Here is a 26,028-nt window from a genome sequence, read left to right as displayed (position 1 = left end):
GTAGTTCACCCATGTCTTCTGCGTCTTCCGCATCCATCGTCGCCTCCCAGCTGTCCTTCTCCTGGCCCGACGACACCCCCGTCTTCCAGGACCTCTCCTTCGCCGTCGGCACCGGCCGCACCGGTCTGGTCGCCCCCAACGGCTCCGGCAAGAGCACGCTGCTCAAGCTGATCGCCGGTCAACTGAGCCCGAACGCCGGATCGGTGACGGTCAGCGGCACCACCGCCTACCTCGCCCAGGACCTCCCGCTCACGGCGGGCCTCAGTGTCGCCGAGGTGCTCGGCGTGGCCGAGGTGATCCGCGCCATCGACGCCGTGGAGTCCGGGGACGTCGCCGAGGAGCACTTCACCACCATCGGCGACGACTGGGACATCGAGGAGCGCAGCCTCACCCAGCTCGACCGCCTCGGCCTCGGCGGGCTGGGGCTCGACCGCGGGCTGGGCACCCTCAGCGGCGGCCAGATCGTCCAACTGGGCCTCGCCGCCCAGCTGCTCAAGCGGCCCGACGTGCTGCTGCTCGACGAACCCACCAACAACCTCGACCTCGGCGCCCGCCACCGGCTCCACGACGCCCTGGCGGACTTCAACGGCTGCCTGCTGCTGGTCAGCCACGACCGCGCCCTGCTCGACCGGATGGACCGCATCGCCGAACTCGACTCACACGAACTGCGTCTCTACGGCGGCGACTTCACCGCCTACGAGCAGGCCGTGCAGGCCGAGCGGGAGGTCGCGGAGAAGAACGTCCGCAACGCCGAGCAGGACCTCAAGCGGGAGAAGCGGGAGATGCAGCAGGCCCGCGAGCGCGCCGAGCGCCGGGCCGGCAACGCCGCCCGCAACCTCAAGAGCGCCGGGCTGCCCCGGATCTTCGCCGGGAACATGAAGCGCGGCGCCCAGGAGTCCGCCGGCCGCTCCGGCCAGGTGCACGCCGCCCGGGTCGACGAGGCCAAGACCCGGCTCGACGAGGCCGGGCGCGCGGTGCGCGACGAACAGCGCCTCACCCTGGACCTCTCCGAGACCAGGGTGCCCAGCGGGCGCGACCTCTTCATCGGCGAACAGCTCCAGGTGGTGCGCGACGGCCACCCGCTGTTCGCCGAGGGCGGCGTCGACCTCACCATCCGGGGCCCCGAACGCATCGCCCTGCACGGCGGCAACGGGGCCGGGAAGACGACCCTGCTGCGCCTGCTGGTCGGAGACCTCACCCCGGACGACGGACAGGTCAAGCGCGCCGACGGCCGGGTCGCCTACCTCTCCCAGCGGCTGGACCTGCTGGACCAGGACCGCACCGTGGCGGAGAACTTCGCCGCGGCCGCCCCGGAACGCCCGGAGGCCGAGCGGATGAACCTGCTCGCCCGCTTCCTGTTCCGCGGCGCCCGCGCCCACCTGCCCGTCCGGGCGCTCTCCGGCGGCGAACGGCTGCGCGCCACCCTGGCCTGCGTGCTGTGCGCCGAGCCCGCGCCCCAACTGCTCCTCCTGGACGAGCCGACGAACAACCTCGACCTGGTCAGCGTCGGGCAGCTCGAAGGCGCCCTGAACTCCTACCAGGGCGCGTTCCTCGTGGTCAGCCACGACGAACGCTTCCTGTCCGGCATCGGCGTCGACCGCTGGCTGCACCTGGCCGACGGCAGGCTGCTGGAGACCGGGGCCCCGACCTCCTGAGCCGAGCGGCGCTCACCCGCCCCCCGGGACGGCGCCGGACCGCGCCGTTCAGCGGCGTGGCAGCCGGGGGGCGGGGGCGCCGGCGGAGCGGAGCCTGGCCTCGGTGAGGGCGGTCAACCGAGCCGCGGCCGGGGCCTGGTCCTCGCGGTGGTGGTCGATCAGCCGGTACTGGGTGGCGGCCCGGCTCCAGGCCCGCATACTGTCGGCGTCCCCCAGGAGCGCCGGATTGGCGAGCAGCCGGTCGGCCATGGCGGCGGCGAGTTCCTCGATCCTCGGATCGTCCGGCTCCCAGCTCCCGGCCTCCCAGGCGCGCATCGACAGCTCGACGAACTCCTGGTCGGCCAACCGGTGTTCGAGCTGAGCCAGGAAGCCGTCGAAGCCGGCCGGCACCAGCACCCGGGCCAGGACCAGCGCCTCGCGCTGCGCGGCCACGTACGCGGGGGCGAAGCCCAGTTCGGCCATCCGCTCCAGGACGGCGCAGGCACGGTCGGGCAGCAGGGCCCGGTCGCCCTCGGCGAGCCGGTGCAGGGTGTCGAGGCGGGCCGACAGCTCGGCGATCCGCTCGGCCAGCCGCCGTTCGACGTCGGCCAGGGCGGCGGCGAACGGCTCGGCCTCGGCGTCCAGCAGCGGCCCGACCTCGGCCAGCGGGACCCCGGCGGCCGCCAGGGTCCGGACCTGCACCAGCCGCAGCAGGTCGTCCGAGCCGTACCGCCGGTAGCCGGAGGCGTCGCGTCGTGGTTCGGCGAGCAGCCCGTGCTCGTGGTAGTGCCGCACCGTCTTCACCGAGACGCCGACGAAGGCCGCCGCCTGACCGATCGTGACTCCGTTCATCATCCGATCAGCTTCTCGTGTGATCGGGTCGGACCGCTACCCACCCCCCTACCCACCCCCGGCCGGGAGTCCGCCGGCCAGCTCGCCGGTCAGATGGAGAACACCGCGGCGACCAGGCGCTGCTGGGCCTCCTGGAAGGCGGGTGCGAGGGACATCTCCGGGTCGTCCACGTGGTTCATGGCGGCCGTCAGGATCCGGCTGCCGTCGGCCGAGCCGTACATCAGCGCCGCCGAGCCGATGGTGGCGCCGTTGTGGTGGTAGACGGTGCCGCCGGCCGGGCCGAGGTCCTGGGCGAACAGCCCGAGGCCGTAGCCGACCCGCTCCTCCGGCCGACGCATCTCGGCCAGCAGCTCGGCGGGCAGCAGCCGGCCGGCCATCAGCGCGGAGAAGTAGCGGTGCAGGTCCCGGGTGGTCGAGATGAGGTCGCCGCCGGCCGCGACCCAGGACGGGTCGTGCCGGGTGACGTCGACGATCCGCTCCCGCTCGCCGTCCTGGTAGCGGTAGTAGCCGTGGTGGTGGGGTTCGGGGACCTCCGGGGAGAAGCCCGGCGCCACCGTGCCGGTCATCCCCAGCGGTGCCAGGACCAGCCGCCGCAGCTCCTCGGCGAAGGAGCGGCCGGTGACCCGCTCGATCACCAGCCGGGCCAGCACGTAGTTGGTGTTGGAGTAGCTCCAGCCCTCACCCGGCGCGAACCGCAGCGGCTTGGACAGCGACAGCCGCACCAGCTCCTCGGGCGGGTAGCTGTGGAAGCGGTCGTCCACCCAGGCCTTGCCCTGCCACGGGATGCCGGGGACGACCGTCCCGTCGTCCAGGAGTTCACCGGTGTGGCTGAAGATCCCGCTGGTGTGCTGGAGCAGCATCCGCACCGTGATCCGCCGGTCCAGGCCGAACTCGGGCAGGTGGTCGGCGACCGGGGCGTCCAGGGCGGTCCTGCCCTCGGCCACCAGCAGCAGCACCGTGCTCGCGATCAGGCTCTTGGTGCTGCTGCCGATCCGGAAGTGCCCGTCGGTCAGCGGCTCGGCGGCGGAGCCCAGTTCGCGGGCACCGGCGCTGCCGGCCCACTCGCCCCGTTCGTCGCTCACCCGCAGCTGCACCCCGAGGAAGCCGGCCTCGACGAGCTCCTCGATCGTCCGTCGCAGCTCCGGCCGGTCCTGCGCCTGGCCCGAACGCTCCGTGTGGGTGGTGGTGGTCATGATGCTCCTCGGTGATCCGTCGTCCCCGGACCGCTGTCCGGCTGCTGCGACGAATCTCCACCCTTCCCCTGGGGCGGGCTCAAGCGTGATCCACCTCACAGGGGCGGGCGCCGCCCCCGCGAACCGCGGCGACGGCGCCGGCCGGCACCGGACGGATCAGCCGGTGACCTCGATCGTCACGTCGTAACTGCGCTGGTCCGGCGAGCAGTTGAGGGCCTCGCCGCAGGCCGTCCGGGAGGCGGTCAGGTGCGCCGTGCCGGCCGCGCGGGCGGCGAAGGAGGTGGTGACGGTGCCGCAGCCGCCGCCCGGACGGCAGGAGGGGGACGGCGCGGTGGTCGGGGCGCCCGCCGGGGAGACCACGCCGGGGGCGGAGCTGGCGGCGGCGGACCAGTACGTGCCCTGCAGGACGACCGAGACGGTCGCACCGACGGCGACCTTCACGGTGGTGTGGTTGGCGTGCTCGTCGGCGGTCACGGCGGCCGGCGTGGTGGTCAAGGCCGTGGTGGTGGGCGCCGGGCCGGAGGCGACCGTGGAGGCACTGGTGGAGCCACAGCCGGCCAGGGCCAGCAGGGCGGCGGCGCAGGTCAGGGCGAGGGCGGCGGTTCTTCTCGGAGTCACGGTCGTTCCTTCGTGCCGGGATGGGAAAGCGGTACCGGTTCGACGCACCGGGCGCCGGATCGGATCCCCCCGAATCCGGAGAAAAACACACCGGGGCGGGCGCGAGGCCCACCCCGGTGCGTTTCGGCGAGGCGATCGTCAGGAGACGGTCACGTCGTCGTAGTAGGTGTAGGTCGGGTCACCCGCGTAGTTGTCGTCGTGGTTGCTCAGGGTGAGCGTGTACGAGTGGCCCGGGGTGACGGACGCGGTCTGGTTGGTCCAGTTCGCGGTGGCGGCGCAGGTCTTGGCGAGGACCGTGGTGGTCGTGCCGGTGGTGTTGTCCTTCAGCGTGGCGGTCGCCCAGTCGTAGGTCACGGTGTCCGGGCAGGTGCTGCTGTACCAGAAGGACAGCTTGCTGGAGCCGGACGGCGCGGTGAAGGTCTGGCCGATCGAGGAGTCGCCGGTCGGGTTGGTGGAACCGACCATGGCGCCGTAGCTGCCGCTGTGGGCGGCCGAGGAGGTGGCGGAGGTGGAGCCGGCCGTGGTCCAGCTGCTCAGGTTGCCGGCCTCGAAGCCGCCGTTGACGACGGCGTTGCCGCCGCCCGAACCACCGGACTCGGTCCAGCTGAAGGTGGTGCTGCCCGCGGCGCCCGTGGTGTCGGTCGCGGTGACCGTCACGTTGGCGGTGCCGGCGGCGGTCGGGGTGCCGGAGATCAGGCCGGTCGAAGAGTTGATCGACAGGCCGGCGGGCAGGCCGGTGGCCGAGTAGGTCAGGGTCTGGCCGGAGGCCGAGTCGCTCGCGCTGATCTGCAGGCTGGCCGCGGTGCCGACGGTGCCGGACTGGCTGCCCGGGTTGGTGACGGTGACCGTGTTGGTGTTGCCGTGGTTCAGGATGGCGTGCGAGATCGCGCAGGAGTTGGTGTCGTTCGACCAGCTGGCCTGCTCGGCGAAGGTGCCGAAGGAGCCGAACGAGACGTTGGCGGCGCCGCCGGCCGAGCCGGGCTTGATCCAGGCGCACTCGTCGGAGTTCTCCTGGCCGTTGTACGAGCTGCCGGAGACGTGGTTGGTCCAGCCGCCGGCCGGGTTCTGGTCCGACATCATCTCGTGCCACTCGTGGCCGAGGGTCATCGTGAAGCCGTCCAGCGTGCCGGGCGAGTTGACGAAGCCGACACCGCAGCTGGCACCCTGGTCGATGTTGTACGGCTGGTTGGAGAAGGCGATGTCGCCGTAGGGCGAGTTGGCCGCGCCGCCGTTGAGGGTGGTGTCACCGTTCCAGTCGTGCCAGGCGCAGTACCCGGTGGTGGGGTTCTGGTAGTCGTCCGGGTTGGTGCCGTGCGGCGACAGGATGATGTAGTACGCGTCGCGGTTGGAGGCGGCCGTGGTGTTGCCGAAGTGGCCGGCGGCCGCGACGGCCTCCTGGGCCAGCTGGTTGCCGGTGGCCTGGGCGGGCGAGGCCGCCGCGTTGTCGTACCAGACGCCGGAGAGCACGCCGCCGCTCTGGTACGGGATGAAGTTGGCGTTGGCCGGGCAGCTGACCGCGCCGGCGGCGACGTTGGGGCCGTCGCACCACTGAGTCAGCTCGGCCGACCAGGTCTCGCCGTTGGTGCCGATGCCCTTGAACATCTGCTGGGTGGCACCGGCCGCGCCGGCCGAGTCGCCGGAGAACTTGGCGTTGCCGTTGGCGTCGGTGGTCTGGGTGCCCCACTGGGTGCCGTAGAACACCAGGTAGACCTTGGAGTGGCCGCTCTGCACGCCGATGCCGTCGACGCCGCCGCCGTAGGACAGCGTCTGCTGGCCGGTGGCCGCCGCCTGGTTGTGCTGGGCGAGCCACTCCTTGTACTTCTTCTGCTGCTCCTTGCCCAGCACCGCGCCGTGGCGGTACGGGTGGCCGTTCTGCGGGCTCCACGGGTTGAACTCGTTGTTGACGCTGCCCGAGGAGCTGGATATGGACTGCGCGGAGGCCGGCGCGGCCGCACCGGCGAGGCCGGCCGCGGCGAGCGCGAGGGACGCCACGCCGGTGAGCGCCGCGTACTTCGCGCGCCGCATTCTGTGGGAGTGACCCATGGGGTGAGGGTGCCTCTCTCGATACCGATCGCCCGTACGGCTGGGGGGCCACGAACGATCCCTTTGTGGGGAAGGACCAGACAGCGCATTCCACCGAACGCCGATTCCGTTCTTTGCTTCCGGAGAGCCGGAATTGACGGTCTCTCGGTGGGGTGCCTGCTTGGGGATGAAGGAAAGCAGGTTTGATGAACGCAGGTCAACGGCCTGGGGTAAGGAAAGATTAAGAACGGCGTTCGGGCAGCTGAAGACCCTGATCGACGCCCTCCCCAAAACCCTCGGCATTCACTGAATGCGGCTCAGAAGACTGTTTCCGCATTCAGTGAAACATCACCAATTCAACATTCCATTACGGCCTTCCCGGGCCGTCGCCACAGTCGGCCCCCGGCGCTGTCCGAGGACGGGACCGGCCGGTACCACGTCACGGCGAATCCCGCGACATCACCCGTCGATCGGCCTCCCGGCCCCGGTCGTTCTCCTACGATCGGGGCCACAACGGACGCCAGGGACGGGGTTGGTTCGCCATGACCGATCAGAGCAGCGGGATCGACGAGTCGAAGCCGAGCATCGCCCGGGTCTACGACTATCTCCTCGGCGGCACGGACAACTTCGCCGTCGACCGGGCGATCGGCGACTACTTCCTCCGCGATCTCCCCGGCTCGGTGGAGATCGCCTTCGCCAACCGCCGGGCCCTGGTCCGCGCCGTCGGTGCGATGGCCGACGCCGGTGTCCGCCAGTTCATCGACATGGGCAGCGGGCTGCCGACCGCCGACAACGTGCACCAGGCCGCCCAGCGGCACGACCCCGCCGCCCGGGTCGCCTACGTCGACCAGGACCCGACCGTACTCGCCCACGGCCGGGCCCTGTTGGCCGCCGACGACCGCACCGCCCTGGTCCAGGCGGACCTGCGCGAACCGGAGTCGGTCCGCGACCACCCCGAGGTGCGGCGCCTGATCGACTTCGAGCAGCCGGTGGGCGTCGTCTTCAGCGCCGTCCTGCACCACCTCAACGACTCCGAGCGGCCCGCCGAGCTGGTGCGCTGGTGGGCGGAGCGGGTGCCCCCCGACAGCCTGGTCTACGTCTCCCACTTCCGCTCCGGCGCGAACGAGGAGACCAGGCTCTCGGAACGGAAGCTCCAGGACAGCTTCGGCCGCGGCCGCTGGCGCACCGACGAGGAGATCCTCGGCCTGTTCGGCGATCTCGACCTGCTCCAACCAGGCCTGGTCCCCTGCCGGTTGTGGCGTCCGGAACCTGTTGATGGCGACGTACCCGCCGATGAGAGCGACTTGACGGCGTGGGATCAGCTGATCTGCTGCGGACTGGCCCGTCGGCCCTGACGCCGCTCCGGGCCCGCCGCCTCGACGGACGGTCGATCCGTCCGGTGGGAGGCGGGCGCCGGACGGCCCGCGCCCCGGGCTCGTAGCGAGGCACCGGGGCGCGGGCGATCGGCGGATGATCGGCGGGCGAGCGGCGGATGATCAGCGGGCGGTCAACGGCCTTGCAGGGACTTGACGTTGTCGCCGAAGGTCCAGCCCTTGGAGCCGTCCCAGTTGAGCGACCAGGTCATCAGGCCCTTCAGCCCGCCGCCGAAGGCGTTCCAGGCCTGGCCGACGGAGCCCGGGTCCAGGTAGCCGCCGCCCGCACCGGGCTGGGCCGGCAGACCGGGCACCTGCTTGTCGTAGGGGACCTTGACGGTGGTGCCCTGGATGGTCAGGCCGTTGTTCAGGCAGGTGGTCTGGACGGTGAAGCCCTGCACGGTGCCGGCCTGGTAGGAGTCGCCGGAGCACCCGTACATGCTGCCGTTGTAGTACTGCATGTTCAGCCACCACAGCTGCCCGTTGTCGGCGTACTTCTTGATGATCGGCAGGTAGGCGCCCCAGATGGAGCCGTAGGTGACGCTGCCGCCGGTGACGTACGCGGTCTCGGGGGCCATGGTCAGGCCGAAGCCCGCGGGCATCTGGGCGAGCACGCCGTCGATGATGCGCATCAGGTTGGCCTGGGAGGGGGACGGCGTCCTGATGTCGCCGCCGCCGGAGAGTCCGGTCTCGATGTCGATGTCGATCCCGTCGAAGTTGTACTTCTTGAGGATCGGGACGACGGTCGCCACGAAGCGGTCGGCGACGGTGCTGGAGCTGAGGTCGATGCCGGCCGCGGCGCCGCCGATCGACATCAGGATCGTCGCGCCGGCGGCCTTGGCCTGGCACATCTCGGCGGGGGTGGCGACCTTGACGTTGGTGTCCATGCCGTCCTGCCACAGGACGGTGCCGTCGGAGAGGATCACCGGGAAGGCCGCGTTGATGACGTTGTAGCCGTGGGCGGGGATCCGGCTGTCCGTGATGGGCACCCAGCCCAGGCCGGGGTGCACGCCGTTCGAGGCGCCGTCCCAGTTCTCCCAGTAGCCCTGGAGGACCTTGCCGGACGGCCGGGGCTTGGTGGGGCAGGTGTCACCGGACGGCGGGGTGGTGGGCGGAGTCGTCGGCGGGGTCGTGGGAGGCGTGGTGGGCGGCGGGGTCGTGGGCGGGGTGGTCGGCGGGGTGCTGGTCAGCGTGGGGCTGCTGCCGCCGGGGCCGGTGAGCGAGACGTCGTCCGCGTAGTACGCGGGCTGCCCGTACCAGCCGTGCAGGTAGACCGTCACCGAGGTGGTGCCGGGCCCGGTGGTGAAGCCCACGGTGAGCCGGCCGAACGAGGCGTTGCCGGGCGCCCAGGTGGACGGGTCGCTGCCGCCGCCGGTGCCGGTGGCGCCCAGGTAGACGTAGCTGCCCTGGACGTAGGCGCTCAGTGTGTACTGGGAGTTGGGCTGCACGCTGACCGTCTGGCTGCACTGGGCGGTGTCCTGGCCGGTCGGGGTGGCCTGGAGCGCGGCGGCGCCGGAGTGCACCGGGCTGCCGACGACGGCGGCGGTGCCGGAGCAGGTCCAGCCGGCGAGCCCGCTCTCGAAGCCGGGGTTGGCCACCAGGTCGGGGGTGGCGGCGCCGGCTGTGACCGAGCCGGTCACGGCGAGGCCGGCGCCGATCAGGGCGACGGTGCTCAGCCCGGCGAGGGAGCGGACCAGGACGGTCGACCCGGGCCGGGCGCGATGGGCCGGCCGCGCCTGCGACGCGCGTTCCAGGCCCACCCGGCGCGGTTCGCCGCCGGGGCGGCCGGGTTCCGGGTTCGGGTGGATGCCGCCCGGCGGGCGTGGGGTTCGCGACCTCCGACGGAACATGCTGTGCTCCCTTCCCGCCGGGCGCCAGGGATTTGACCGACGCGTGGGGGCGTGCCGCCCGGCCGTGGGTGAGGTGGGGACATGTGGGGCTGTGCCGGACGGGATCGTAGGAGGGCGGGCCGGGTCGGTCAATAGGTCTGGACCATTTAAGGTCTGGACCACTTGCGAAGAACGTCCCCGGGCGCCACCGACGCCGCGGTGCGGCTCACGCCCGGTGCGGCCCGGCCGGTGTTCCGGCACCGGCCGCCGCCCACTGCAGCAGGAAGCGCAGGCCCTCGCCGGTGGGCGAGTCTGGATCGGCGGTGTAGGCGACGAGTTGCTGGTCGGGCTGGGTGTCGACGGTGAACTGCTGGACGTCGAGGGTGAGGGCGCCGGCCAGCGGGTGGCGGTAGGTCTTGGTGAGCCGGTGCGGCCCGCGGACCCGGTGGTCGGCCCACCAGGTACGGAAGTCGGCGTCCCGCGCGGTCAGTTCGGCGATCATCGCGGCGAGTTCGCCGTCCTCGGGGTGGCGCCCGGCCTCCATCCGCAGCACCGCGACGCAGTCCTGGGCGGCGAGTCGCCAGTCGGCGTACAGCGCGCGGTAGGCCTCGTCGAGGAAGGTGAGGCGGATCAGGTTCCGCTCGTGGGCGGCGAGGGCGCCGAAGTCGGTGAGCAGGGCGGCGGCGCCGCGGTTCCACGCCAGCACGTCCATCCGCCGGTTGAGGACCATCGCGGGGACGTCGTGCATGGTCGCGAGCAGCCGCCGCAGCTGCGGGTCGACCTCCGGCCGCCCGGGCCGGACGGCGGTCGGGTCCGGGGTGGTGTCGGCGAGGGCGAAGAGGTGGGCGCGCTCGTCCGGGGCCAGCCGCAGCGCGTCGGCGAGCGCGCCGAGGACGGGCCGGGAGACCCGGCGGGTGCGGCCCTGTTCGAGCCGGACCACGTAGTCGACGCTGACGTGGGCGAGTTGGGCCAGTTCCTCGCGGCGCAGCCCGGACACCCGACGCAGCCGGCCGTCGTCCGGGAGGCCCGCCCGGCCGGGGTCGAGGGCGGCGCGGCGGGCGCGCAGGAAGGCACCCAGCTCGGTGCTGCCGTCGGTGGCCCGGGTGTTCTGGGATCGCATGCCCCCAGTCTCCCCCGGCGGGCGGGTGCCGTGCCTGGTACTGGCGTGCATAGGCAGCACCGTCCCTGGTCCGGCACCACCCGCCGGGGCGACGGTGGTGGGGCGGCCGAGCCCGGTGCCGCCGGTCCGCCACCGCCGCTGTCACCGTCACAGTCACCGTGCGGGCCGCCCCCTCGTCGCCCCGGAGCGTGCGATGCGTACCGAAGTCACCTTCCCCAGCGCCGGCCTGACCCTCGCCGGTCACCTGTACACCCCGGACGCCGGGCCCGCCGGCCCGCGCCCGGCGATCGTCGTCGGGCACCCCGGCACCGGCGTGAAGGAGCAGGCCGCCGGGCTGTACGCCCGCCGGCTGGCCGCGCGGGGCTTCACGGCCCTCGCCTTCGACGCCGCATTCCAGGGCGAGAGCGAGGGCCTGCCCCGGGGCCTGGAGGATCCGGCGCACCGGGTCGAGGACCTGAAGGCGGCGGTCTCCTTCCTCACCACCCGCCCCGAGGTCGACCCCGAGCGGATCGGCGCCCTCGGCATCTGCGCCTCCGGCGGCTACGCGCTGGCCGCCGCCCCGACCGACCGGCGGATCAAGGCGGTGGCCACCGTCAGCGCCGTGGACATCGCCCGTCAGTTCCGGCACGGCGCGGACGGCGGCCAACCGCCCGCCGTCCTGGAGGAGTTGCTGGCCGCGGCGGCCGCGGCCCGTACCGAGGAGGCCCGCAGCGGAGTCGCCGCGACGTTCCCGGTCTTCCCGGCGAGCGAGGAGGAGGCCCGGCTGGGCGGTCCGCACGTGCACGCGGGCTGGGAGTACTACCGCACCTCCCGCGGTGAACACCCGCGCTCCGCGAAGGAGTTCACCTGGTCCAGCGTCGACCGGATCGCCGGCTTCGACGCCTTCGCCGCGCTGCGGCTGCTGGCACCGCGCCCGCTGCTGATGGTGGTCGGCCGCGAGGCGGTGACCGGGTGGATGAGCGTGGCGGCCCTCCGGGAGGCGTCCGGCCCCGCGCGGCTGCACTGGATCGACGGCGCGACCCACACCGACCTCTACGACCGGGACGAGTACGTCACCCCGGCCGTGACGGCCGTCGCCGACTTCTTCGGCACCCAGCTGGCCGTGGCCGGCTGAGCGGCCGCCGGGCGGGGCGGGGACCGGCTCAGGCCTCGATGTTCTCCAGGTCCGCGAGCAGGCCCGGGTGCGTCGGTTGCCAGCCGAGCACGGCGCGGGTGCGGGCGGCGGAGGCGGGCTGGTCGGCGGCGAAGATCGGTCCGAGAGGGCCGTACTCCTCCTGCGGCACCGACGTGACGGGCAGGCCGAGCCGCCGGCCGATCACCCCGGCGATGTCGCGCACCGCGTCGCCCTCGTCGGCGACGGCGTGCCAGGCGCTTCCGGCCGGCGCCTTCTCCAGGGCGAGCCGGAACAGCACGGCCGCGTCCCGCGCGTGGACGGCCGGCCAGCGCTGCGCGCCGTCCCCCGGGTAGCCGGCGACGCCGGTGCGGCGGGCGATGTCGGTGAGCAGTCCGGCGAACCCGCCCCGGCCCTCGTCGTGGACGGTGCGCGGCAGCCTGACCGCCGAGCTGCGGACGCCCCGGGGGGCGAGTTCCAGCACCCGGGTCACCGAGCGGCTGCGTCCGCCGACCGGCCCGTCCAGCGGCAGCGGGTCGTCCTCGGTGGCGGCGCGCCCCGCCACGTGGGGCGTGCCGGACGCGGTGACGAGCGGCTTGCCCGTGCCGGCCAGGGCGTCCCCCAGGGCGGCGAGCGCGGCACCCTCCTCCGCGATGCCGCGGGCGAGGGCCTCGGGCGAGCTGAAGTCGTTGCTGAAGGCGAGGTGGATGACCCCGTCCGCCTGCTCCGCTCCGGTGCGCAGCACCGCGAGGTCGGTGAGCCCGCCGCGCAGCACGGCGGCGCCGGCGGCCTCGGCCTGCGCCGCCGAGACCTCGGAGCGGGCGAGGGCGGTGGCCGAGTGGCCGGCGGAGAGCAGTTCTGCGACGACGGCCGAGCCGATCAGGCCGGTACCGCCGGTGATGAAGACGCGCATGACGACCTCCAGGGAGTGATGCGACAACCGTCCCATCACTGTACCCATGATGCGACCCTTGTCGCATCACCTAGGATGGTCACATGCCTAGATGGAAGCCGGACGCACGACAGCGCCTGGTCGCGGCCGCGCTCGGCCTCTTCGCCGAGCAGGGCTACGACGAGACGACGGTCGCCCAGATCGCCGAGCGCGCGGGGCTCACCCGGAGCACCTTCTTCCGCCACTTCGGGGACAAGCGCGAGGTCCTGACCGCGGGCCAGGAGACGCTGAGCCGACTGCTCACCGAGGGCATCGACACCGCGCCCCCGGACGCGACACCGCTGACCGCCGTCGCGGCCGGCCTGGAGCGCGCGGCGGGCGAGATGACCGCGTTCAACCGCTCGCTCGGCCCGCTGCTGTCCGCGGCGGTCGAGGCCAACGAGGAGCTGCGCAGCCGCGAGGCCCTGAAGCACGTCGGCATGGCCGCCGCGATGGCCGAAGCGCTCCGGCGCCGGGGCGTCCCGGACACCTCGGCCCAGGTGGCGGCCGAACTCGGCCTGCTCGCCTTCAAGCACGGCTACACCCGCTGGGCGGACCCGGCCCGCGACGAGGCCCCCGGCGAACTCGCCGACCTCACCCGGGCCGCGTTCGACGAACTCCGCGCGGCCGCCGCGGAGCTGCGCTAGCGGACTGGGCCCGGGTCGGTCGCCGAGGTCGTCGGCACGGTGGCCCCGCAGGGGGACGAGGGCGGTCCCGCCCGGACGGCCTCAGAGCAGCGCCGCTCCCGCCACCGCCGTCGCCCCGAGCACCACGGTCATCAGCACGTGCACCAGTAGGCCCCGGCCCTCCGAGCGCCGCTCGGCCGCCGGATCGAGGGTGAACTCGGCCGGATCGTCGGCCAGGTGATGGACCGTCAGTTCACGCCCGCGTGCGCCGGCCGGGTCGGCGAGGTGCGCGGTGCAGTGAGCCGTGACGGCCGTTCCCGCGCGGGTGGTGAAGGACACGACCGGGGTGATGGTGGTCGAGGTGTGGCCGTCGTCCTGGTCGACGCTGACGTCCTTCAGGACCGCGACCACCCACCCCGGCACGGCGTCCATCGCGGCCAGCCGGCCCAGCCGGGCGTCCCGGTCCCGGACGGCCCCGGGCAGGTGGACGATCCCGAGGAGGGCCCACGGGCCGCCGAAGCCGATCAGCGTCCACGGCCAGCCCCAGCGGAGCGCGGCGATGACCACCAGCCCGGCGTAGACCAGGAACAGCGCGAAGGCCGGCCACCCGAGCCCGCGACCGGCTTCCTCGGGGCGGTTGGAGAGCCGGTAGGCGTGCGGTCGACCACGCGGGTGGCTGACCCCGATCTCCCGGCCCTCCCAGGCCGCGGTGATCATCTCGCCGCGGTCACCGTCGTTGGTCACGGTGACCTCCCGCCCGGTGGCCGGGTCGAGGTAGCCGACCACCACCGCTATCCCGCCCTTGCGGGAGCCGCCGTGCCGGGGCTCCCCCACCCGGACGATCCGGCCGGTGAGCCGGACCGTCCGCTGCGCCGCGGTCACCCCGGCCAGCGACCTGCCGAACCCGACCAGCGCCACCGCACCCCACAGCGCGCACCACAGTGCCAGGAACCCGTCCCACCCCATCGCCGTCCTCCTCCTGTTCCGGTCAGCCTCCGCTGCGCCGCAGCACGTCGCCCCGTCCGTCGGCCTCCAGCGTCCCGGTGCCCCCGGCGCCGGTCGCCACGATCCGCAGCACGAGCGGGCCGGTGACACCCTCGGCGGTCAACTGCCAGCGCCCCGGGGAGCCGGCACCCAGGCCGGCCCCGGCCTGCTCGACCAGGGCGGGGACGCGCTCGTAGGGCAGGGAACGCGGGTCGAACCCGGGGCCTGGCACCCCGGCGGGGCGGTAGACGACCGTCAGCTGCCGCTCCTGCACGACGACGGTGAGCGCCTGGCGCTGATCCGCGCCCTGGGTCAACGACTCTACGGCGCTGCGCAGTTCGCCTTGGTCGAGCATCGAACGGCCCTCGCCGAGGGTGACGGTGCCGGTCGCCGAGGTCACGGTGGTCACGGACGGGGCGGTGGCGGCGGCGGAGGTGACGGACGGCCCGGAGGCACGGCCGCCCGCCCGGGAGTCGAACAGGTCGGCGCGGAACGGCACCAGCACGGCGGCCGCGCCGAGCAGCAGTCCGAGCAGGGTGAGCAGTCCACCCGCACAGCCCTCCGGGCCCTCGTCCTTCAGCGCCGGGCCGGGCGCCGAGTCCAGCCGCACCCCGAGGGCCCGCTGCTCCCACTCCGGCGTCGGCCGCCGCACGATCCGCCCCTTCCACGGCCGGTCCGGCGGGTACTCCACCACCACGATCCCGCGCGGCCGGAAGTCCGACAGCTCGACCAGGTTGACGTCCTGCCGGATTTCGACCCGGAACGCGGGCGCGCCGTCCGGCGCGACGGTCAGCTCGAACCGCACCGGGACGTCGCTGCCCGCACCTCCGACCGCCTCCAGGCCCTCGATCAGCGCCAGCGCCGTCCGCGGCACGACGGCCGCCTCGCGGGCCCGGCCCGGCAGGGCGGCGAGGAGGAGGACCAGCCCGTAGGCAGCGGGCAGGGCCACCCCCAGGACGATCAACGAGGCCCGGCCGACGGCGCATCCGCCGATGAGGGCGGCCAGCGACGCCCCGATCACTCCACCGGTCAGGACGCCCAGGGCGAGGCCGGCGGGCGAGCGGTGCCCGGGCGGCGCGCCCGCGACTGTGGTCATGGGGCCGATTGTGCACGTCTGGGGCGACGGCCGACAGGCCTGTGGCACACACCTCCTCCGGCGTCACCGGCTTGACGGGTGACGCCGCGTCATGGAACTCTGGCGTCACCGGTCAGAACAGTTACTTCGCGATGAGGACACACCATGGCAGTCGTACGGTTCCAGCTCGTCTCCACCCTCGACCCGGCCGGCGTCCTGGCGGTGCTGACCGACTTCGGCCCCGCCCGCGCCGGAACCTGGCCGACCATCGACGCCGAGCACTTCGAGGTGCACGCCCTCGGCGACACCTGGGCCGAGGTCACCGAGGGGACCGCCACCGCCTGGGAGCGCGCCCGCTACGACTGGGAGCCCGGTGGCGACACCGTCACCGTCACCACCCTCGACTCCAAGCTCTTCGGCCCCGGCGGCGGTTGGGTCTTCCGGATGACCCCCGAGGGGGACGGCACCCGGGTCGACGTCCAGCTCACCCGGGAGCCCCGGCACCTCAAGGGCCGGATGCTCGCCGCCCTGCTCCCGGTCGCCGGGCCCGGCGCCCTGCGCAAGTCCTTCGCCGGGCCACTGAAGACCGGGTGATCCGCCATCCGGCCCGGATGCCGGCCCGGGCCGTGCTCGCGGACGCGTTCAGGCTGCAACGCACCCCCGGCCGGGCGCAGCCCTGACGACGGACCCGAAGCGGCCCGGCCGCCGGGCCTTCGGCGTCACGAGATCATGAACTCCTCCTTCGGCAGCGCCCGCCTCACGATCCGCACGTCGCCGATCCAGCCGTGGAAGATCTTGTCGAGCACGCCCGCGTACTCGTACCCGCCGAGCATCCACGGCTGCCCGAGGGTCGTCAGGCCGACCGCCGGGGTCGACGGGTTGCGGGCCACCTCGCAGCCGTCCACGTACATCCGGTTGAGCCGGCCGTCGTTGACGACGGCGACGTGCCACCAGTGGTCCAGCGGCAGCTGGTGACCCCAACAGGTCGAGGCGCCGGTCTGGTTGAGCGGGTAGACGCACCACTGCAGGGCGGGCGCCTCGGACACGCTGAGCGTGACGACCGGCTCCTGCGGGTCGGTCGAGTCGCCGCTCCTGCCCGCCTCGCCGCTCATGCCCCAGCGGCTCAGGAGCGCCGTCCACGCGTTCTTCCCCGGGTCCCAGTCCGCGGGCAACTTGAAGAAGGCCTCGATGGTGTAACCGTGCTCGAACGTCTCGCGATTGACGGGCGCGCCGGGCACCGTCTGGAGGAACGCGCCGACCGTCGGCTTGTTGCGGCTGTCGAACAGCAGGCTGCCGTGGCCGGGCTGGTCCGGGTGGTGGTCGGACGACCAGGCGAGCGCGGCGGTGGGCGCGCCCGGGGTGGCCAGGCGGATCAGGTCGTTGCCCTGGCCGCTGAGGTCCCGGACGGCCTGCTGGTCCGGGAGCGGCGTTCCGGCCTTGCCGCCGTCGTCGAAGCGCCAGTAGGCGACGGTGTCGCGGACGAGCAGGTCGCTCGCGGGGCGTGCCGGGCGCGGCGGGACGGGGGCGAAGCCCGCGAAGCGGCGCCCGAAGTCGATCGGGATCGAGAACCGGTCGACGTCGGAGGTCAGTTCGGCCTCCCCGGCGGCCAGGGCGTTGCGGTCCTCCGCGGCCGTCTCCAGGATCCAGGGCGAGAACGTCGATATGTCGATGGTGTTCCGGTCGAGGTCGAACCGGTACGTGCGGATCATCGCCGCGCCGCCGTAGTAGCGGTCCTGGTAGTTGGTGATGTGGACGTGGACGTCGTGGCCGGCCCGGTTCTTGAGGACGGTGCGGCCGGGCGGCCAGTAGTGCCCGTTGACGGTGAGGAACACCTGGTCGTTCCCGCTGACGAGCTCGTCCCAGAGGCGGTTTCCGTAGTCGGAGAGCGTCGCCTTGCCGCTGTCGTCGGCGTGGGCCATCTCGTGGGTCGTGAGGATGACCGGCAGCTCGGGGTGGGCGGCGATCATCCCGTTGGCCCAGGCGAAGCCCGCGTCCGAAAGGCGCCAGTCCAGGGAGAGGACCACCCACTCGCGGCCGGCCGCCTTGAAGACGTGGCAGGTGTTGTACCCGTCGGGGCTGGAGGCCCGGTATCCGGGCGTGCGGGCGGCCCTCGCCGGGGTGAACGTGTCCAGGTAGGGGGTCCTGCCGCGCTGGTCGTCGGTCGAGGAGCGGACGTCGTGGTTGCCCGCGAGCACGCCGTAGGCGACGCCGGCGTCGTCGAGCAGCGCGAAGGACTTCGTCACGGCGGCGTACTCGGCGGGCAGCCCGTGCTCGGTCACGTCGCCGAGGTGGGCGAGGAAGACGATGTTGTCGTCCCCGCCGCCCTCGCGGTTGACACCGCCGTCGAGGACGTAGCGGAAGGACGCCTCCAGCGGGGCGGAGTGGATCCGGTCCTCGTCGAACAGGTACTGCGTGTCCGGCATGACGACGAAGGTGAACTGCCGGCTGTCCGGGTCGGGCTCCCAGCGGTCGCGCCGGGTGGTGCGGGGCTCGGGTGCGTCCGCCGCCGCGGGCGCGGCACCACTGAACACCCCGAGCCCCGCCGCGCCGACCCCGGCCCCCAGCAGACCGGCCCCGCGCAGGAACCGCCGACGGCTCGCCGCCGCCGTCCCTCCCCCGTCGAGTTCCGCGGTCCGGGGGCAGGCGCACGCGTCGGACGGATGGGAATCGTGCATGATCGCTCCAAGCGAGTGGGATGGCCCCGGACGGTTCCCCAGACGCTAGGAACCGAACGTTGTCGCAGGTCATCCACGTGGCCACGCCGTGCTGAACAGCGGCCGAATGCCGCGGTCGCAGTGTCGTCCTGGTACGTGACGCCGGAGGGGCCCGGTTTGCCGGCCGGGCCCGCTGCCGTCAGCCGGTCAGGAGAGGGCCCAGGTCTCGCTGGCGGCACTCGCACTGCCGCCGGTCTCCTGGTCCACCGCTCCGCCCTTCGTGGCCGAGCCGCCGGTGCCGATCGTCAGGCCGCTGCCGACGCCGACCAGCACGTACTTGCCGCCGGTGAAGTCCAGCGCCCACTGCTGGTTGGCGCCGCCGTTGCAGGTCCACTGCTGCAACTGTGCGCCGGTGGCGCTCGAGTAGCCGGGGACGTCCAGGCACAGGCCGCTGTTGACGCTGGTCAGGGTGTAGATGTTGTCCGCGACCCGGGCGAGCGCCCACTTCTGGTTGGCACCGCCGGTCGACGGCCACTGGATGGCCGCACCCCCGTTGGAGGTGGAGGCACCGGACACGTCCAGCAGCATCGAACTGGCGGCGTTGGTCAGCGTGTACGTGCCGGCGGAGGGGAGCCCGCCGCCGGCCGACCAGGTGCCCGCGGAGGTGTCGAGGGACCAGGTGGGGTACTGGCCGAGGTTGAGCGTCGTCCCCCGGATGGTCAGCGGGAGCCAGATCAGCTGGGAGCCGCCCAGGTCGTTGACGTCCCAGCGGTCCCCCGCGTAGACGTACGTGGTGCCCGAAGTGCCTTGGACGGTGATGATGTTGGCCGTCTGGCTCCCGTACGTGCTGGTGCCGGGCGCGGCCATGTCCTTCCACGCCGACCACGGTCCACTGAGCGACGTCGCCGTGGCGTAGACGTTGTCGTTGAGGTACCAGCCCGACAGGTGCGACCCCGTGATGTAGTAGGTGCCGCCGACCTTCACCATGGCCGGGGCCTCGATGCTGCCGCCGCCCAGGAGTACGACCGCGCTGTCCACCGAGAGGTAGTCGGCGGAGAGCCTGTCGATCCGCAGGCCGCCGCTGTTGCGGTCCTCGGTCATCAGGTAGGCGGTGCCGTCGGATTCCTGGAACAGGCCCAGGTCGCGGCTGACATTGCCCAGCGGCCGGAAGCTGCCCCGGTAGACGTACGGTCCGCACGGGGTACTGCTGGTGGCCACGCCGGCCTTCGCCTCGGAGTAGTCGGGGCTGTCGATGTGGACGTACATCACGTACAGGCCGGTCGACGCGTTGTAGATGACCTTCGGCCGCTCGACGACCCGGTTCGGCCCGAGATCGCCGCTGCTCTGCTTGGCCAGTGCCACACCCCGGTAGGTCCAGCTGCCGAGGTCGTCGGAGGTGTAGCAGGGGATGTCCTGGAACGAGGTGTCCGCCGACGTCTCGCCGGTCTTGTCCTCGCCGAAGCCGTACCAGGTGCTCCCCACCTTGACGATGCCAAGTCCGTGCAGCTGGAGCGTGTTGCCGTTCTGGTCGGTGCGGGTGGCGCCCAGGGTGAACGTCACCGGGCCGGCGGCCGCCCGGGCCTGGGCGGCGGGCAGCAGCACCGCCACGAAGGAACCGAACAGGGCGAGAACGCCGACCAGTGCGGTGCGCCACCGGCCGACCGGTCGCCCGTCGGCTGAAGGACTGCGGAACAAGGGTGTCACCTCTCCACGAGGACGGGTCACAGAGTCGGAAGCGTCCATGACATCGGATGGATTAAGGCGCAAAGGTCGGGTGCCTGTCCAGAGTTTTGACGGATTCCGCCCACTCATCGCCCCGATCGGCATTATTCATCGGATCTCCATGGCCTTCCTCGACGAACTCGCCCGCCACGGCGAGCGGGTGGCCGTCCGGCCGCAGGACGAGACCGGCCTGCTGGACCTGGCCTCCTGCCCGGGCGCCCCGGACCCGGGCACCCGCCGTCTACTGCTGCGGTCCGGGCCCGCTCCTGGACGCCGTCGAGCGGTACAGCGCGGCGAACGGATGGCCGGAGCCCCGGACGGAACGCTTCCGGCCACGGGCTCAGGCCGCCGCTCCCGACGCCCCGTTCGAGCTCGTACTGGCCCGATCCGGCCTGACCTTGTCCGTCCCGGGCCACGCCTCCGTCCTGGAGACCGTCCGGGCGGCCGGCGTCGAGGTCCTGTAGTCCTGCACCGAGGGCACCTGCGGGACGTGCGAGACGGATGACCTGGAGGGTGTCCCCGGCCACCGCGACTCGCTGCTCGCCGCGGAGGAGCGGGCGGCCGGGGAGACCATGATGATCTGCGTCTCCCGCTGCCTGGGGAACCGGCCGGTCCTGGACCTCCGAGCCGGGGATCCCCAGCTGATGCGTCGTTACGGACGGTCGGGGCTCGACGGCGCATGGCCGACCCCGGCGTGCTCGGGATCGGCCATGCGTGGGCGGAGCGGGTCAGCGGAGCGGGTCAGCCGAGCGGGTCAGCCGAGCGCGGCGGTGCAGGTGGTGCCGTTGAGGGTGAAGCCGCCGGGTGCGGGGTTGGTGCCGGAGTAGGCGCCGTTGAAGCCGATCGTGGTGGAACCCCCGGTGGGCAGGGACGCGTTCCAGCCGGCGTCCTTGGCCGTGACCGTGGCACCGGTCTGCGCCCAGGTGCCGTTCCAGCCCTGGGTGACGGTCTGGTTGCCGGAGAAGGTGAATCCGAGGTTCCAGCCGGTGACCGGTGCCGCCAGGTTGGTGATCTTCACGCTCGCGGTGAAGCCGCTGCCCCAGTCGTTGCCGACCTGGTAGGCGACGGTGCAGCCGCCCGCCGTGGCCGGGCCGGTGGTGACCTGCAGCGGAGCCGACGGCGGTGAGCTACGGCCGCCGGTGTCGGTGGCCACCACGCGGAACGTGTAGGCGGTGACCGGGGTCAGGCCGGTGACGGTGGCGCTGGTGGCCGACGCGGGGACGGTGACCAGCGGAGCCGTGGTGGCCGGGTCACCTGCGTACACGCGGTAGTCCGCCAGGGGGGAGGTCCCGGCCGTGGCGGCCGGCCAGGTCAGCGTCACGCGGTCGGGGCCGGTCGCGGAGGCCGTGGGAGTACCGGGTGCCGAGGGCGGGGTGGCCTGGGCCGAGCCGGCGGGAATGACGTACTCGGTGATGGAGTACGCCGGGAAGGTCGCCGTGAAGGCGCCGCCGTTCAGCGGCTGACCGGCCGGGTGCTGGATCGCGGCGGGGTCGTCCTGGCCGTAACGGTAGACCTGCGCCGTTGCCGGGAGCGCGGTGCTGCCGGTCACCGACACGGGTGCGGTGAGGTCGCCGGTGGTCTTGTTGATCACCATGACCGTGGTGGCATGGTCACTGCTGCGCTCGGCTGCGTACACCGACAGCTTGTCCTGGTCGGCGCTCGCGGCCTTGACCGAGGTGTCGCCGAAGGTGCCGCCCTGGCCGTCGTAGTTCAGGAACATGCGGAAGGCGTACGCTCCGGGGTCGGTCGCCTTCGGGGGTGACCACAGGGTGGCCAGGTCCAGCCCCTGACGTCCGAAGATCCCCAGCACGTCAGCCTGGGCCAGGCCGCCGTCGATGTGGTCCAGCGCACCCCAGTTGTACTCCGAGATGGCCAGCTTGGTACCCGGGTAGTTCTGGTCGACCAGCGAGCGCATCCGGGGGACGAACTGGATCGGCTGGTTGATCCAGCTCTCGTCGACGTAGGACGGATCCCACAGCTGCCGGGTGGAACGCAGTCGCAGGGCCTGCGTCGTCGCGTCGTCCGTGCTGCCGGACACTCCGGACTGCTGCGGGTAGATGTGCTCGTCGAAGTAGTCCAGGATCCGGCGCCCGTGCGCCTGCTCGTACTCCTTCATCTTCTGCAGGTACCACGGGGCGAACTGCAGGCCGCCGTGCGCGGCGGCGTCCGGCGGGTTCGACCAGCAACCGCCTCCCTGTTGGCCGCACACCTGCTGGTCCAGGCCGGAGTAGAGCAGCGAGTTGAAGCCCCAGCCGACCGGGCCGAGGGTCTGCGCGGCCGGGTCGGCGTCCTTGACGGCCGCGGCGACGGCGTAGGTACTGTCCCGCATTTCGTCGTAGCCCGGCCCGGCCGGGTGGACGTCGCGGTGCGTGCCGGACCACAGGTCCGGTTCGTTGTCGAGGTCGTAGAAGCGCACCCCGCCGCTGTTCGCGGTGCCGTAGGCGCCGTCGAGGTACTGCACCCAGCCCTTGACGAAGTCCGGCCCCGCGGGCGTGCTGGTCTCGGTCGGAGCGTTGCCCGTGATCAGGGTGCCGTCGGGCTTCCTGCCGTTGCCGCAGTCCGGCCGCCACTGGGCGTCGGTCTGCTGCTGAGGACCGTACTTGGCGACGCTGAACCCGCAGCCGCTGTCGCGGCCGGCCGCCGTCCAGCCGATCATCGGCACGGTCATCAGCGTGTCGGTGCCGGTCCTGCGGTTCTGCTCGACGAACTTGTCGGCCTGCGATCCGGCGGGCAGTGCCGCAGTGTCGTTGTTGTAGTGCAGGTCCTCGAAGTACCAGTCGGACCCGGCGTTGTAGGCGTCGAGTTTGTAGTTGTAACGGCTGGTGGCGTTGCCGCCCCAGCGGCCCATCGGCAGGCGCAGCTCCTTGGCCAGCGCCTCGTCGGGGAAGTTCATGCCGTAGATGTGGGGGTCGATGGCGTGCCGTCCGCTGGTGGCGTCCACGGTGATCGCCGGGCCCGCGGTGGCGGCGGCCGCCGGCACCGCCCGCCCTGGCGCGGTACCGGCGGCCTGCGCCGCTCCGGTACCGGCCAGCAGTACCGCGACTGCCGCCAGGGCGGCCGCCTTGTGTGTCGTACGCATGGTCTCCTTCTCAGCGGCCGACAGCGCGGGGGTACGGTCCGCCACGCCCGAAGCGTGCGATCGACACGTACCGTCGGCAGCGCCGCGGCCTTGGGTGGGGGGACGGAAACGACCGCGCTGCGGGAGTCTCGGCACTCAACTCGCCTCCCAGTGGGGTGAGTTCATATGTGGGAGCGCTCCCATCCAGGAGTCTGGAGCGCCCGGACCGGGGTGTCAACACGTATGCACGGAGCACTGGCCTGCCAGTGAGGACGCGCAGTGGATTCTCTGCCGGGCCCGCCGCACGCGCCGTCCTCCGGCACGAACTGGGCACCGAACCGGACCCGTCCCCGGGGCGGCTGCAACGGCGGCCGCTGACGGGCTGACGGCCTTCGGGGCCTGCCCGGTGCGGAACGACTCCGCCGGGCAGGCCCCGTGGGGCGACTCAGGGGCAGGGCGCCCGGGTACGGTCCTTGCCCGGCATCGGGGCCGGCTTCGCACCGCGTTCGCGGTCACCCGTCCAGTAGGAGGCGGCCGCGGACGGATCCTCCGTCACCTGGTGGCTCGCCACCGCCCCAGGGGTGTTCGGGCAGTGGTCCGTCGCGGCGGGGATGGTCTTCTGCCCGCAGGCCGCGGCGAGCAGGAGCGGGCCCGCGACGGATGTCAGGGCGGCCGCCTTGCGCAGGGGTTCGGCTGACACAGTGCTGTCCTCGATCCGTGGGTCGCGGATCCGGCCGGGCCGACGGTGCGACGGGCCTCCTGAACGCTGGAGGACGGGGAGGGGGACACGAGCCGGCGATCCTGATGCCTGAAAGCCAGATGGCGTACTTCTCGTGTGGAAGTGCGCGCTCCCATACGATCTCGGTCTTCCGCGCCAGCGTTTCGCGGACATGACGATCCGTCAATGAACGGACGTATCGTCAGAAACGGATCGGGGAGCCGACGTAGTGGTGCGCCAGTTCCGCGGCCGCGTGCCTTGCGTTGCTCGGTAGCGCGATGGCGGTGTTCCGTAGCGGCTGACGAATGCCTGGCGGAGCGTTTCAGCGGTTCTGAAGCCGCACTGTGCCGCCACGCTCGCCACGGGTAGTGAGGTGGAAGCCAGGAGGTGAGCGGCGGCTTCGGTGCGCGCGTCGCGGACGAATCGGCCTGGCGCCTTTCCGAGGTCGTCGATGAACAAGCGGGTCAGGTGGCGTTCGCTCACCCCGGCGTCGGCTGCCAGTGCGGTTGCGGTCAGGTCGCCGGTCAGGTGGCCGGCGATGTAGTTGACGGCTCGCCTGACCAGGCTGTTGGTGGGTGCTGGGGTTCCTGTGAACATGCTCATCTGTGCCTGGTTGCCTGGCCGTTGCAGATAGGTGACCAGGCCGCGGGCCACGGCGCGCGCCAACTCCGCGCCGTGGTCCTCCTCGATGAAGGCCAGGGTGAGGTCCAGGGCGCTCGTGACGCCCGCCGCGGTGGACACGCTTCCGTCGCGGATGTAGATCGGCGCCGGATCCACGGTGATCTCCGGATAGGCCGAGGCCAACTGCTCGGCGTACCACCAATGAGTCGTGACGCGTTTGCCGTTGAGCAGGCCGGCGGCAGCCAGGACGGTCGCCCCCGTGCAGACCGAGGCCACTCTGCGGCTCTCCCTGGCCAGGCGGCGGACATGGCCGACGATCCGCGGGTTCTCTGCCGCGGCCTGGTGGCCGAGCCCTCCCGAGACGATCAGCGTGTCCAGTGGCCCCCGCAGCCGCTCCAGGGATCGCTGGCCCTGCAGCGTCAGCCCCGAGTCGCAGGTGATCGCGCGGCTTCCCGGGGTGGCCACGCTCACGGTGTAGGCGGGGCTGGCTCCGAGCCGGTTGGCGGTGATCAGGCTTGTCGTCACGCAGGCGATGTCCAGCAACTCGGCCTCGTCGTATCCGACGAGGACCACCGGTCGTTCCTCCATGACCAGGACCCTATGTCGGACTGACTTGTATCCCAAGAATTCCGACCTGGTCGCTGTCCGCCCTTGGCACTCCCACGGCCTGGGGCCGAAGGTGACGGCATGACCAAGACGCTCGCCTTCGTGCTCTATCCCGGCATCACCCCGCTCGACCTGGTGGGACCGCTTCAGGTGCTGTCGGCGCTGGCCCAGATCGACCCGTCGTACGAGGTGGTCGTCGTCGGCCGGGACCTCGCCCCCCTGGACACCGACACTCCGCTGAAGCTAACGCCGAGCCACACGTTCGACCAGGTCACCGAGCCCTTCGCACTGATCGTTCCCGGCGGGACCGAGCCGACCCTCGCCGCCCTGGCCAACGAGCCCCTGTTGAGTTGGATCCGCCAGGCCGCGCGGACGGCTGAGATCGTCGGCTCGGTGTGCACCGGCTCACTGATCCTGGGCGCCGCCGGCCTGCTCGACGGTCGTCAGGCCACCACTCACTGGGGATTCCGCGACCTACTGGGCAAGTTCGGCGCGACGCCCGTCGCCGAACGCTGGGTCGATGCCGGTCCTGTGCTCACCGCCGCCGGAGTGTCGGCCGGTATCGACATGGCCCTCCACCTGGTCGAACGCCTCGCGGGCGAGCAGACCGCCCGTACTGTCCAGCTCTTCATCGAGTACGACCCGCAGCCACCCCTGGGCGGCATCGACTGGAGGTCCGCCGATCTCGACTTCTTCAAGCCCCATGCCCGGGCCATGCTGGAATCGGCGCTGGCAGACCATTCCGCGCTCCTGGCCCGCCTGACAACCTGAGCATCACCGCAGCGGCGCACGCCCCCGAGCCGAGTGCCGCACCGACCATTGCGCGCGGTCAGTCGCGCGGCCACCCAGGCGCGGGTCGAGCGTGGCGTCAGGCCCAGGGGTCGTGAACTCCTTCCCCTCATAGATGTCATGGATCGGGTCATCACACGCTGGGTTGGACTCCGCGGTCCCTGCTGCTGGAGAGAGGGCAGATCCTGCATCAGATGGGATGAGCGTGGCAAACTGCCTGATCAGACCGCTGGTTCGTAGTGGCCTTCGAGAGCGTCAGGGCGTCGCCGTGAGCTGGCGACCTGCTACTTCTCGCCCGCCTGACGCAACTCCCGAGCCTTGTCGTAGCCCTTGGCCTCGGCCGTGTCCATCTGCCCGTAGGCGACGAGGACCAGGTCGCCCGGGTGGACCAGGCGGGCGGCGGCGCCGTTGATGCCGATCACGCCGGTGCCGCGCGGGCCGGCGATGGTGGAGGTCTCCAGCCGGGCGCCGTTGTCGATGCCGAATGACTGC

At 72.4% G+C, this 26,028-nt stretch carries 19 protein-coding genes and 4 pseudogenes; 7 read left to right on the top strand and 16 right to left on the bottom strand.

Going from position 1 to position 26,028, the window contains the following annotated elements:
• Nucleotides 1-11: 11 nt before the first annotated feature.
• Nucleotides 12-1,655 carry an ABC-F family ATP-binding cassette domain-containing protein gene (locus ACFWIS_RS00265; RefSeq protein ID WP_380455601.1) on the top strand — a complete coding sequence of 548 codons (1,644 nt, stop codon included), beginning with the start codon at nt 12-14 and terminating at the stop codon, nt 1,653-1,655.
• 48 nt (nt 1,656-1,703) lie between these two features.
• Here the strand turns inward: ACFWIS_RS00265 and ACFWIS_RS00260 are convergent, their stop codons facing one another.
• The 4 genes from ACFWIS_RS00260 to ACFWIS_RS00245 form a co-directional block, all read right to left on the bottom strand.
• Nucleotides 1,704-2,489, bottom strand: a complete 786-nt coding sequence (locus ACFWIS_RS00260) for a MerR family DNA-binding transcriptional regulator (RefSeq protein WP_380455599.1) — start codon at nt 2,487-2,489, stop codon at nt 1,704-1,706.
• An 86-nt stretch (nt 2,490-2,575) separates the two neighbouring features.
• The gene (locus tag ACFWIS_RS00255; protein WP_380455597.1) at nt 2,576-3,679 is read right to left on the bottom strand and encodes a serine hydrolase domain-containing protein; all 1,104 of its coding nucleotides are present in this window, start codon (nt 3,677-3,679) and stop codon (nt 2,576-2,578) included.
• 156 nt (nt 3,680-3,835) lie between these two features.
• Nucleotides 3,836-4,297, bottom strand: a complete 462-nt coding sequence (locus ACFWIS_RS00250; protein ID WP_380455595.1) for a hypothetical protein — start codon at nt 4,295-4,297, stop codon at nt 3,836-3,838.
• A gap of 138 nt (nt 4,298-4,435) precedes the next feature.
• The gene (locus ACFWIS_RS00245; protein WP_380455593.1) at nt 4,436-6,340 is read right to left on the bottom strand and encodes a putative Ig domain-containing protein; all 1,905 of its coding nucleotides are present in this window, start codon (nt 6,338-6,340) and stop codon (nt 4,436-4,438) included.
• Between the two features lie 521 nt (nt 6,341-6,861).
• Here ACFWIS_RS00245 and ACFWIS_RS00240 point away from each other — a divergent pair.
• Nucleotides 6,862-7,674, top strand: a complete 813-nt coding sequence (locus tag ACFWIS_RS00240; protein WP_380455591.1) for an SAM-dependent methyltransferase — start codon at nt 6,862-6,864, stop codon at nt 7,672-7,674.
• A gap of 152 nt (nt 7,675-7,826) precedes the next feature.
• Here the strand turns inward: ACFWIS_RS00240 and ACFWIS_RS00235 are convergent.
• The 3 genes and pseudogenes from ACFWIS_RS00235 to ACFWIS_RS00225 all read right to left on the bottom strand — a co-directional run.
• Nucleotides 7,827-8,792: pseudogene (locus ACFWIS_RS00235) on the bottom strand (chitinase); the annotation flags it as partial.
• Nucleotides 8,793-8,960: 168 nt separating this feature from the next.
• A pseudogene (locus tag ACFWIS_RS00230) lies at nt 8,961-9,542 on the bottom strand (carbohydrate binding domain-containing protein); the annotation flags it as partial.
• A 205-nt stretch (nt 9,543-9,747) separates the two neighbouring features.
• The gene (locus ACFWIS_RS00225) at nt 9,748-10,641 is read right to left on the bottom strand and encodes a helix-turn-helix transcriptional regulator (protein WP_380455589.1); all 894 of its coding nucleotides are present in this window, start codon (nt 10,639-10,641) and stop codon (nt 9,748-9,750) included.
• Between the two features lie 193 nt (nt 10,642-10,834).
• Here ACFWIS_RS00225 and ACFWIS_RS00220 point away from each other — a divergent pair, with 193 nt between their 5' ends.
• The gene (locus ACFWIS_RS00220) at nt 10,835-11,755 is read left to right on the top strand and encodes an alpha/beta hydrolase (protein ID WP_380455587.1); all 921 of its coding nucleotides are present in this window, start codon (nt 10,835-10,837) and stop codon (nt 11,753-11,755) included.
• A 28-nt stretch (nt 11,756-11,783) separates the two neighbouring features.
• Here ACFWIS_RS00220 and ACFWIS_RS00215 read toward each other — a convergent pair whose 3' ends face one another.
• On the bottom strand, nt 11,784-12,665 hold the full coding sequence (locus tag ACFWIS_RS00215) for an SDR family oxidoreductase (protein WP_380455615.1): 882 nt from the start codon (nt 12,663-12,665) through the stop codon (nt 11,784-11,786).
• An 83-nt stretch (nt 12,666-12,748) separates the two neighbouring features.
• Between ACFWIS_RS00215 and ACFWIS_RS00210 the strand changes: the two genes are divergently transcribed.
• A complete protein-coding gene (locus ACFWIS_RS00210) occupies nt 12,749-13,330 on the top strand; it encodes a TetR/AcrR family transcriptional regulator (protein WP_380455585.1) in 582 nt (193 codons plus the stop codon).
• 81 nt (nt 13,331-13,411) lie between these two features.
• Here the strand turns inward: ACFWIS_RS00210 and ACFWIS_RS00205 are convergent, their stop codons facing one another.
• The gene (locus ACFWIS_RS00205) at nt 13,412-14,275 is read right to left on the bottom strand and encodes a DUF3592 domain-containing protein (protein WP_380455583.1); all 864 of its coding nucleotides are present in this window, start codon (nt 14,273-14,275) and stop codon (nt 13,412-13,414) included.
• A 22-nt stretch (nt 14,276-14,297) separates the two neighbouring features.
• Entirely contained in the window at nt 14,298-15,389 is a 1,092-nt protein-coding gene (locus tag ACFWIS_RS00200; protein ID WP_380455581.1) for a hypothetical protein, read from the bottom strand.
• A gap of 144 nt (nt 15,390-15,533) precedes the next feature.
• On the opposite strand from ACFWIS_RS00200, the gene ACFWIS_RS00195 reads away from it, so the two are divergent.
• Complete coding sequence (locus ACFWIS_RS00195; RefSeq protein WP_380455580.1) at nt 15,534-15,962, top strand: hypothetical protein; 429 nt, start codon at nt 15,534-15,536, stop codon at nt 15,960-15,962.
• A gap of 125 nt (nt 15,963-16,087) precedes the next feature.
• Here the strand turns inward: ACFWIS_RS00195 and ACFWIS_RS00190 are convergent, their stop codons facing one another.
• Together ACFWIS_RS00190 and ACFWIS_RS00185 are read right to left on the bottom strand one after the other, a co-directional pair.
• Nucleotides 16,088-18,043, bottom strand: coding sequence for a LamG-like jellyroll fold domain-containing protein (locus ACFWIS_RS00190; RefSeq protein WP_380455578.1), 1,956 nt, complete (start codon nt 18,041-18,043; stop codon nt 16,088-16,090).
• A gap of 186 nt (nt 18,044-18,229) precedes the next feature.
• Nucleotides 18,230-19,717, bottom strand: a complete 1,488-nt coding sequence (locus ACFWIS_RS00185; protein ID WP_380455576.1) for an RICIN domain-containing protein — start codon at nt 19,715-19,717, stop codon at nt 18,230-18,232.
• 139 nt (nt 19,718-19,856) lie between these two features.
• On the opposite strand from ACFWIS_RS00185, the pseudogene ACFWIS_RS00180 reads away from it, so the two are divergent.
• A pseudogene (locus ACFWIS_RS00180) lies at nt 19,857-20,367 on the top strand (flavin reductase family protein); the annotation flags it as partial.
• A gap of 131 nt (nt 20,368-20,498) precedes the next feature.
• Here ACFWIS_RS00180 and ACFWIS_RS00175 read toward each other — a convergent pair.
• The 3 genes from ACFWIS_RS00175 to ACFWIS_RS00165 form a co-directional block, all read right to left on the bottom strand.
• The gene (locus tag ACFWIS_RS00175; RefSeq protein WP_380455575.1) at nt 20,499-22,823 is read right to left on the bottom strand and encodes a glycoside hydrolase family 44 protein; all 2,325 of its coding nucleotides are present in this window, start codon (nt 22,821-22,823) and stop codon (nt 20,499-20,501) included.
• A 424-nt stretch (nt 22,824-23,247) separates the two neighbouring features.
• A complete protein-coding gene (locus ACFWIS_RS00170) occupies nt 23,248-23,502 on the bottom strand; it encodes a hypothetical protein (RefSeq protein WP_380455573.1) in 255 nt (84 codons plus the stop codon).
• A 201-nt stretch (nt 23,503-23,703) separates the two neighbouring features.
• On the bottom strand, nt 23,704-24,729 hold the full coding sequence (locus ACFWIS_RS00165) for a GlxA family transcriptional regulator (RefSeq protein ID WP_380455571.1): 1,026 nt from the start codon (nt 24,727-24,729) through the stop codon (nt 23,704-23,706).
• A gap of 99 nt (nt 24,730-24,828) precedes the next feature.
• On the opposite strand from ACFWIS_RS00165, the gene ACFWIS_RS00160 reads away from it, so the two are divergent.
• Nucleotides 24,829-25,518: a DJ-1/PfpI family protein gene (locus ACFWIS_RS00160; protein WP_380455570.1), complete on the top strand. Its 690-nt coding sequence runs from the start codon at nt 24,829-24,831 to the stop codon at nt 25,516-25,518.
• A 341-nt stretch (nt 25,519-25,859) separates the two neighbouring features.
• Here ACFWIS_RS00160 and ACFWIS_RS00155 read toward each other — a convergent pair.
• A pseudogene (locus tag ACFWIS_RS00155) lies at nt 25,860-26,015 on the bottom strand (aspartate 1-decarboxylase); the annotation flags it as partial.
• Between the last annotated feature and the right edge of the window lie 13 nt (nt 26,016-26,028).

The sequence above is a fragment of the Kitasatospora sp. NPDC127060 genome (assembly GCF_042724935.1).
Taxonomy (GTDB): Bacteria; Actinomycetota; Actinomycetes; order Streptomycetales; family Streptomycetaceae; genus Kitasatospora.
The sequence above is the reverse complement of the archived record's forward strand: the minus strand, read 5'-3'. Positions and strand labels throughout refer to the sequence as shown.

Bases quoted from the DNA above. Each gene is read 5' to 3' on its own strand.
- ACFWIS_RS00245 (WP_380455593.1), bottom strand. From the start codon at position 6,340: ATGGGTCACTCCCACAGAATGCGGCGCGCGAAGTACGCGGCGCTCACC.
- ACFWIS_RS00175 (WP_380455575.1), bottom strand. From the start codon at position 22,823: ATGCGTACGACACACAAGGCGGCCGCCCTGGCGGCAGTCGCGGTACTG.
- ACFWIS_RS00195 (WP_380455580.1), top strand. From the start codon at position 15,534: ATGGCAGTCGTACGGTTCCAGCTCGTCTCCACCCTCGACCCGGCCGGC.
- ACFWIS_RS00200 (WP_380455581.1), bottom strand. From the start codon at position 15,389: ATGACCACAGTCGCGGGCGCGCCGCCCGGGCACCGCTCGCCCGCCGGC.
- ACFWIS_RS00205 (WP_380455583.1), bottom strand. From the start codon at position 14,275: ATGGGGTGGGACGGGTTCCTGGCACTGTGGTGCGCGCTGTGGGGTGCG.
- ACFWIS_RS00225 (WP_380455589.1), bottom strand. From the start codon at position 10,641: ATGCGATCCCAGAACACCCGGGCCACCGACGGCAGCACCGAGCTGGGT.
- ACFWIS_RS00220 (WP_380455587.1), top strand. From the start codon at position 10,835: ATGCGTACCGAAGTCACCTTCCCCAGCGCCGGCCTGACCCTCGCCGGT.
- ACFWIS_RS00215 (WP_380455615.1), bottom strand. From the start codon at position 12,665: ATGCGCGTCTTCATCACCGGCGGTACCGGCCTGATCGGCTCGGCCGTC.
- ACFWIS_RS00255 (WP_380455597.1), bottom strand. From the start codon at position 3,679: ATGACCACCACCACCCACACGGAGCGTTCGGGCCAGGCGCAGGACCGG.
- ACFWIS_RS00260 (WP_380455599.1), bottom strand. From the start codon at position 2,489: ATGATGAACGGAGTCACGATCGGTCAGGCGGCGGCCTTCGTCGGCGTC.
- ACFWIS_RS00160 (WP_380455570.1), top strand. From the start codon at position 24,829: ATGACCAAGACGCTCGCCTTCGTGCTCTATCCCGGCATCACCCCGCTC.
- ACFWIS_RS00210 (WP_380455585.1), top strand. From the start codon at position 12,749: ATGCCTAGATGGAAGCCGGACGCACGACAGCGCCTGGTCGCGGCCGCG.
- ACFWIS_RS00190 (WP_380455578.1), bottom strand. From the start codon at position 18,043: ATGCACGATTCCCATCCGTCCGACGCGTGCGCCTGCCCCCGGACCGCG.
- ACFWIS_RS00165 (WP_380455571.1), bottom strand. From the start codon at position 24,729: ATGGAGGAACGACCGGTGGTCCTCGTCGGATACGACGAGGCCGAGTTG.
- ACFWIS_RS00265 (WP_380455601.1), top strand. From the start codon at position 12: ATGTCTTCTGCGTCTTCCGCATCCATCGTCGCCTCCCAGCTGTCCTTC.
- ACFWIS_RS00240 (WP_380455591.1), top strand. From the start codon at position 6,862: ATGACCGATCAGAGCAGCGGGATCGACGAGTCGAAGCCGAGCATCGCC.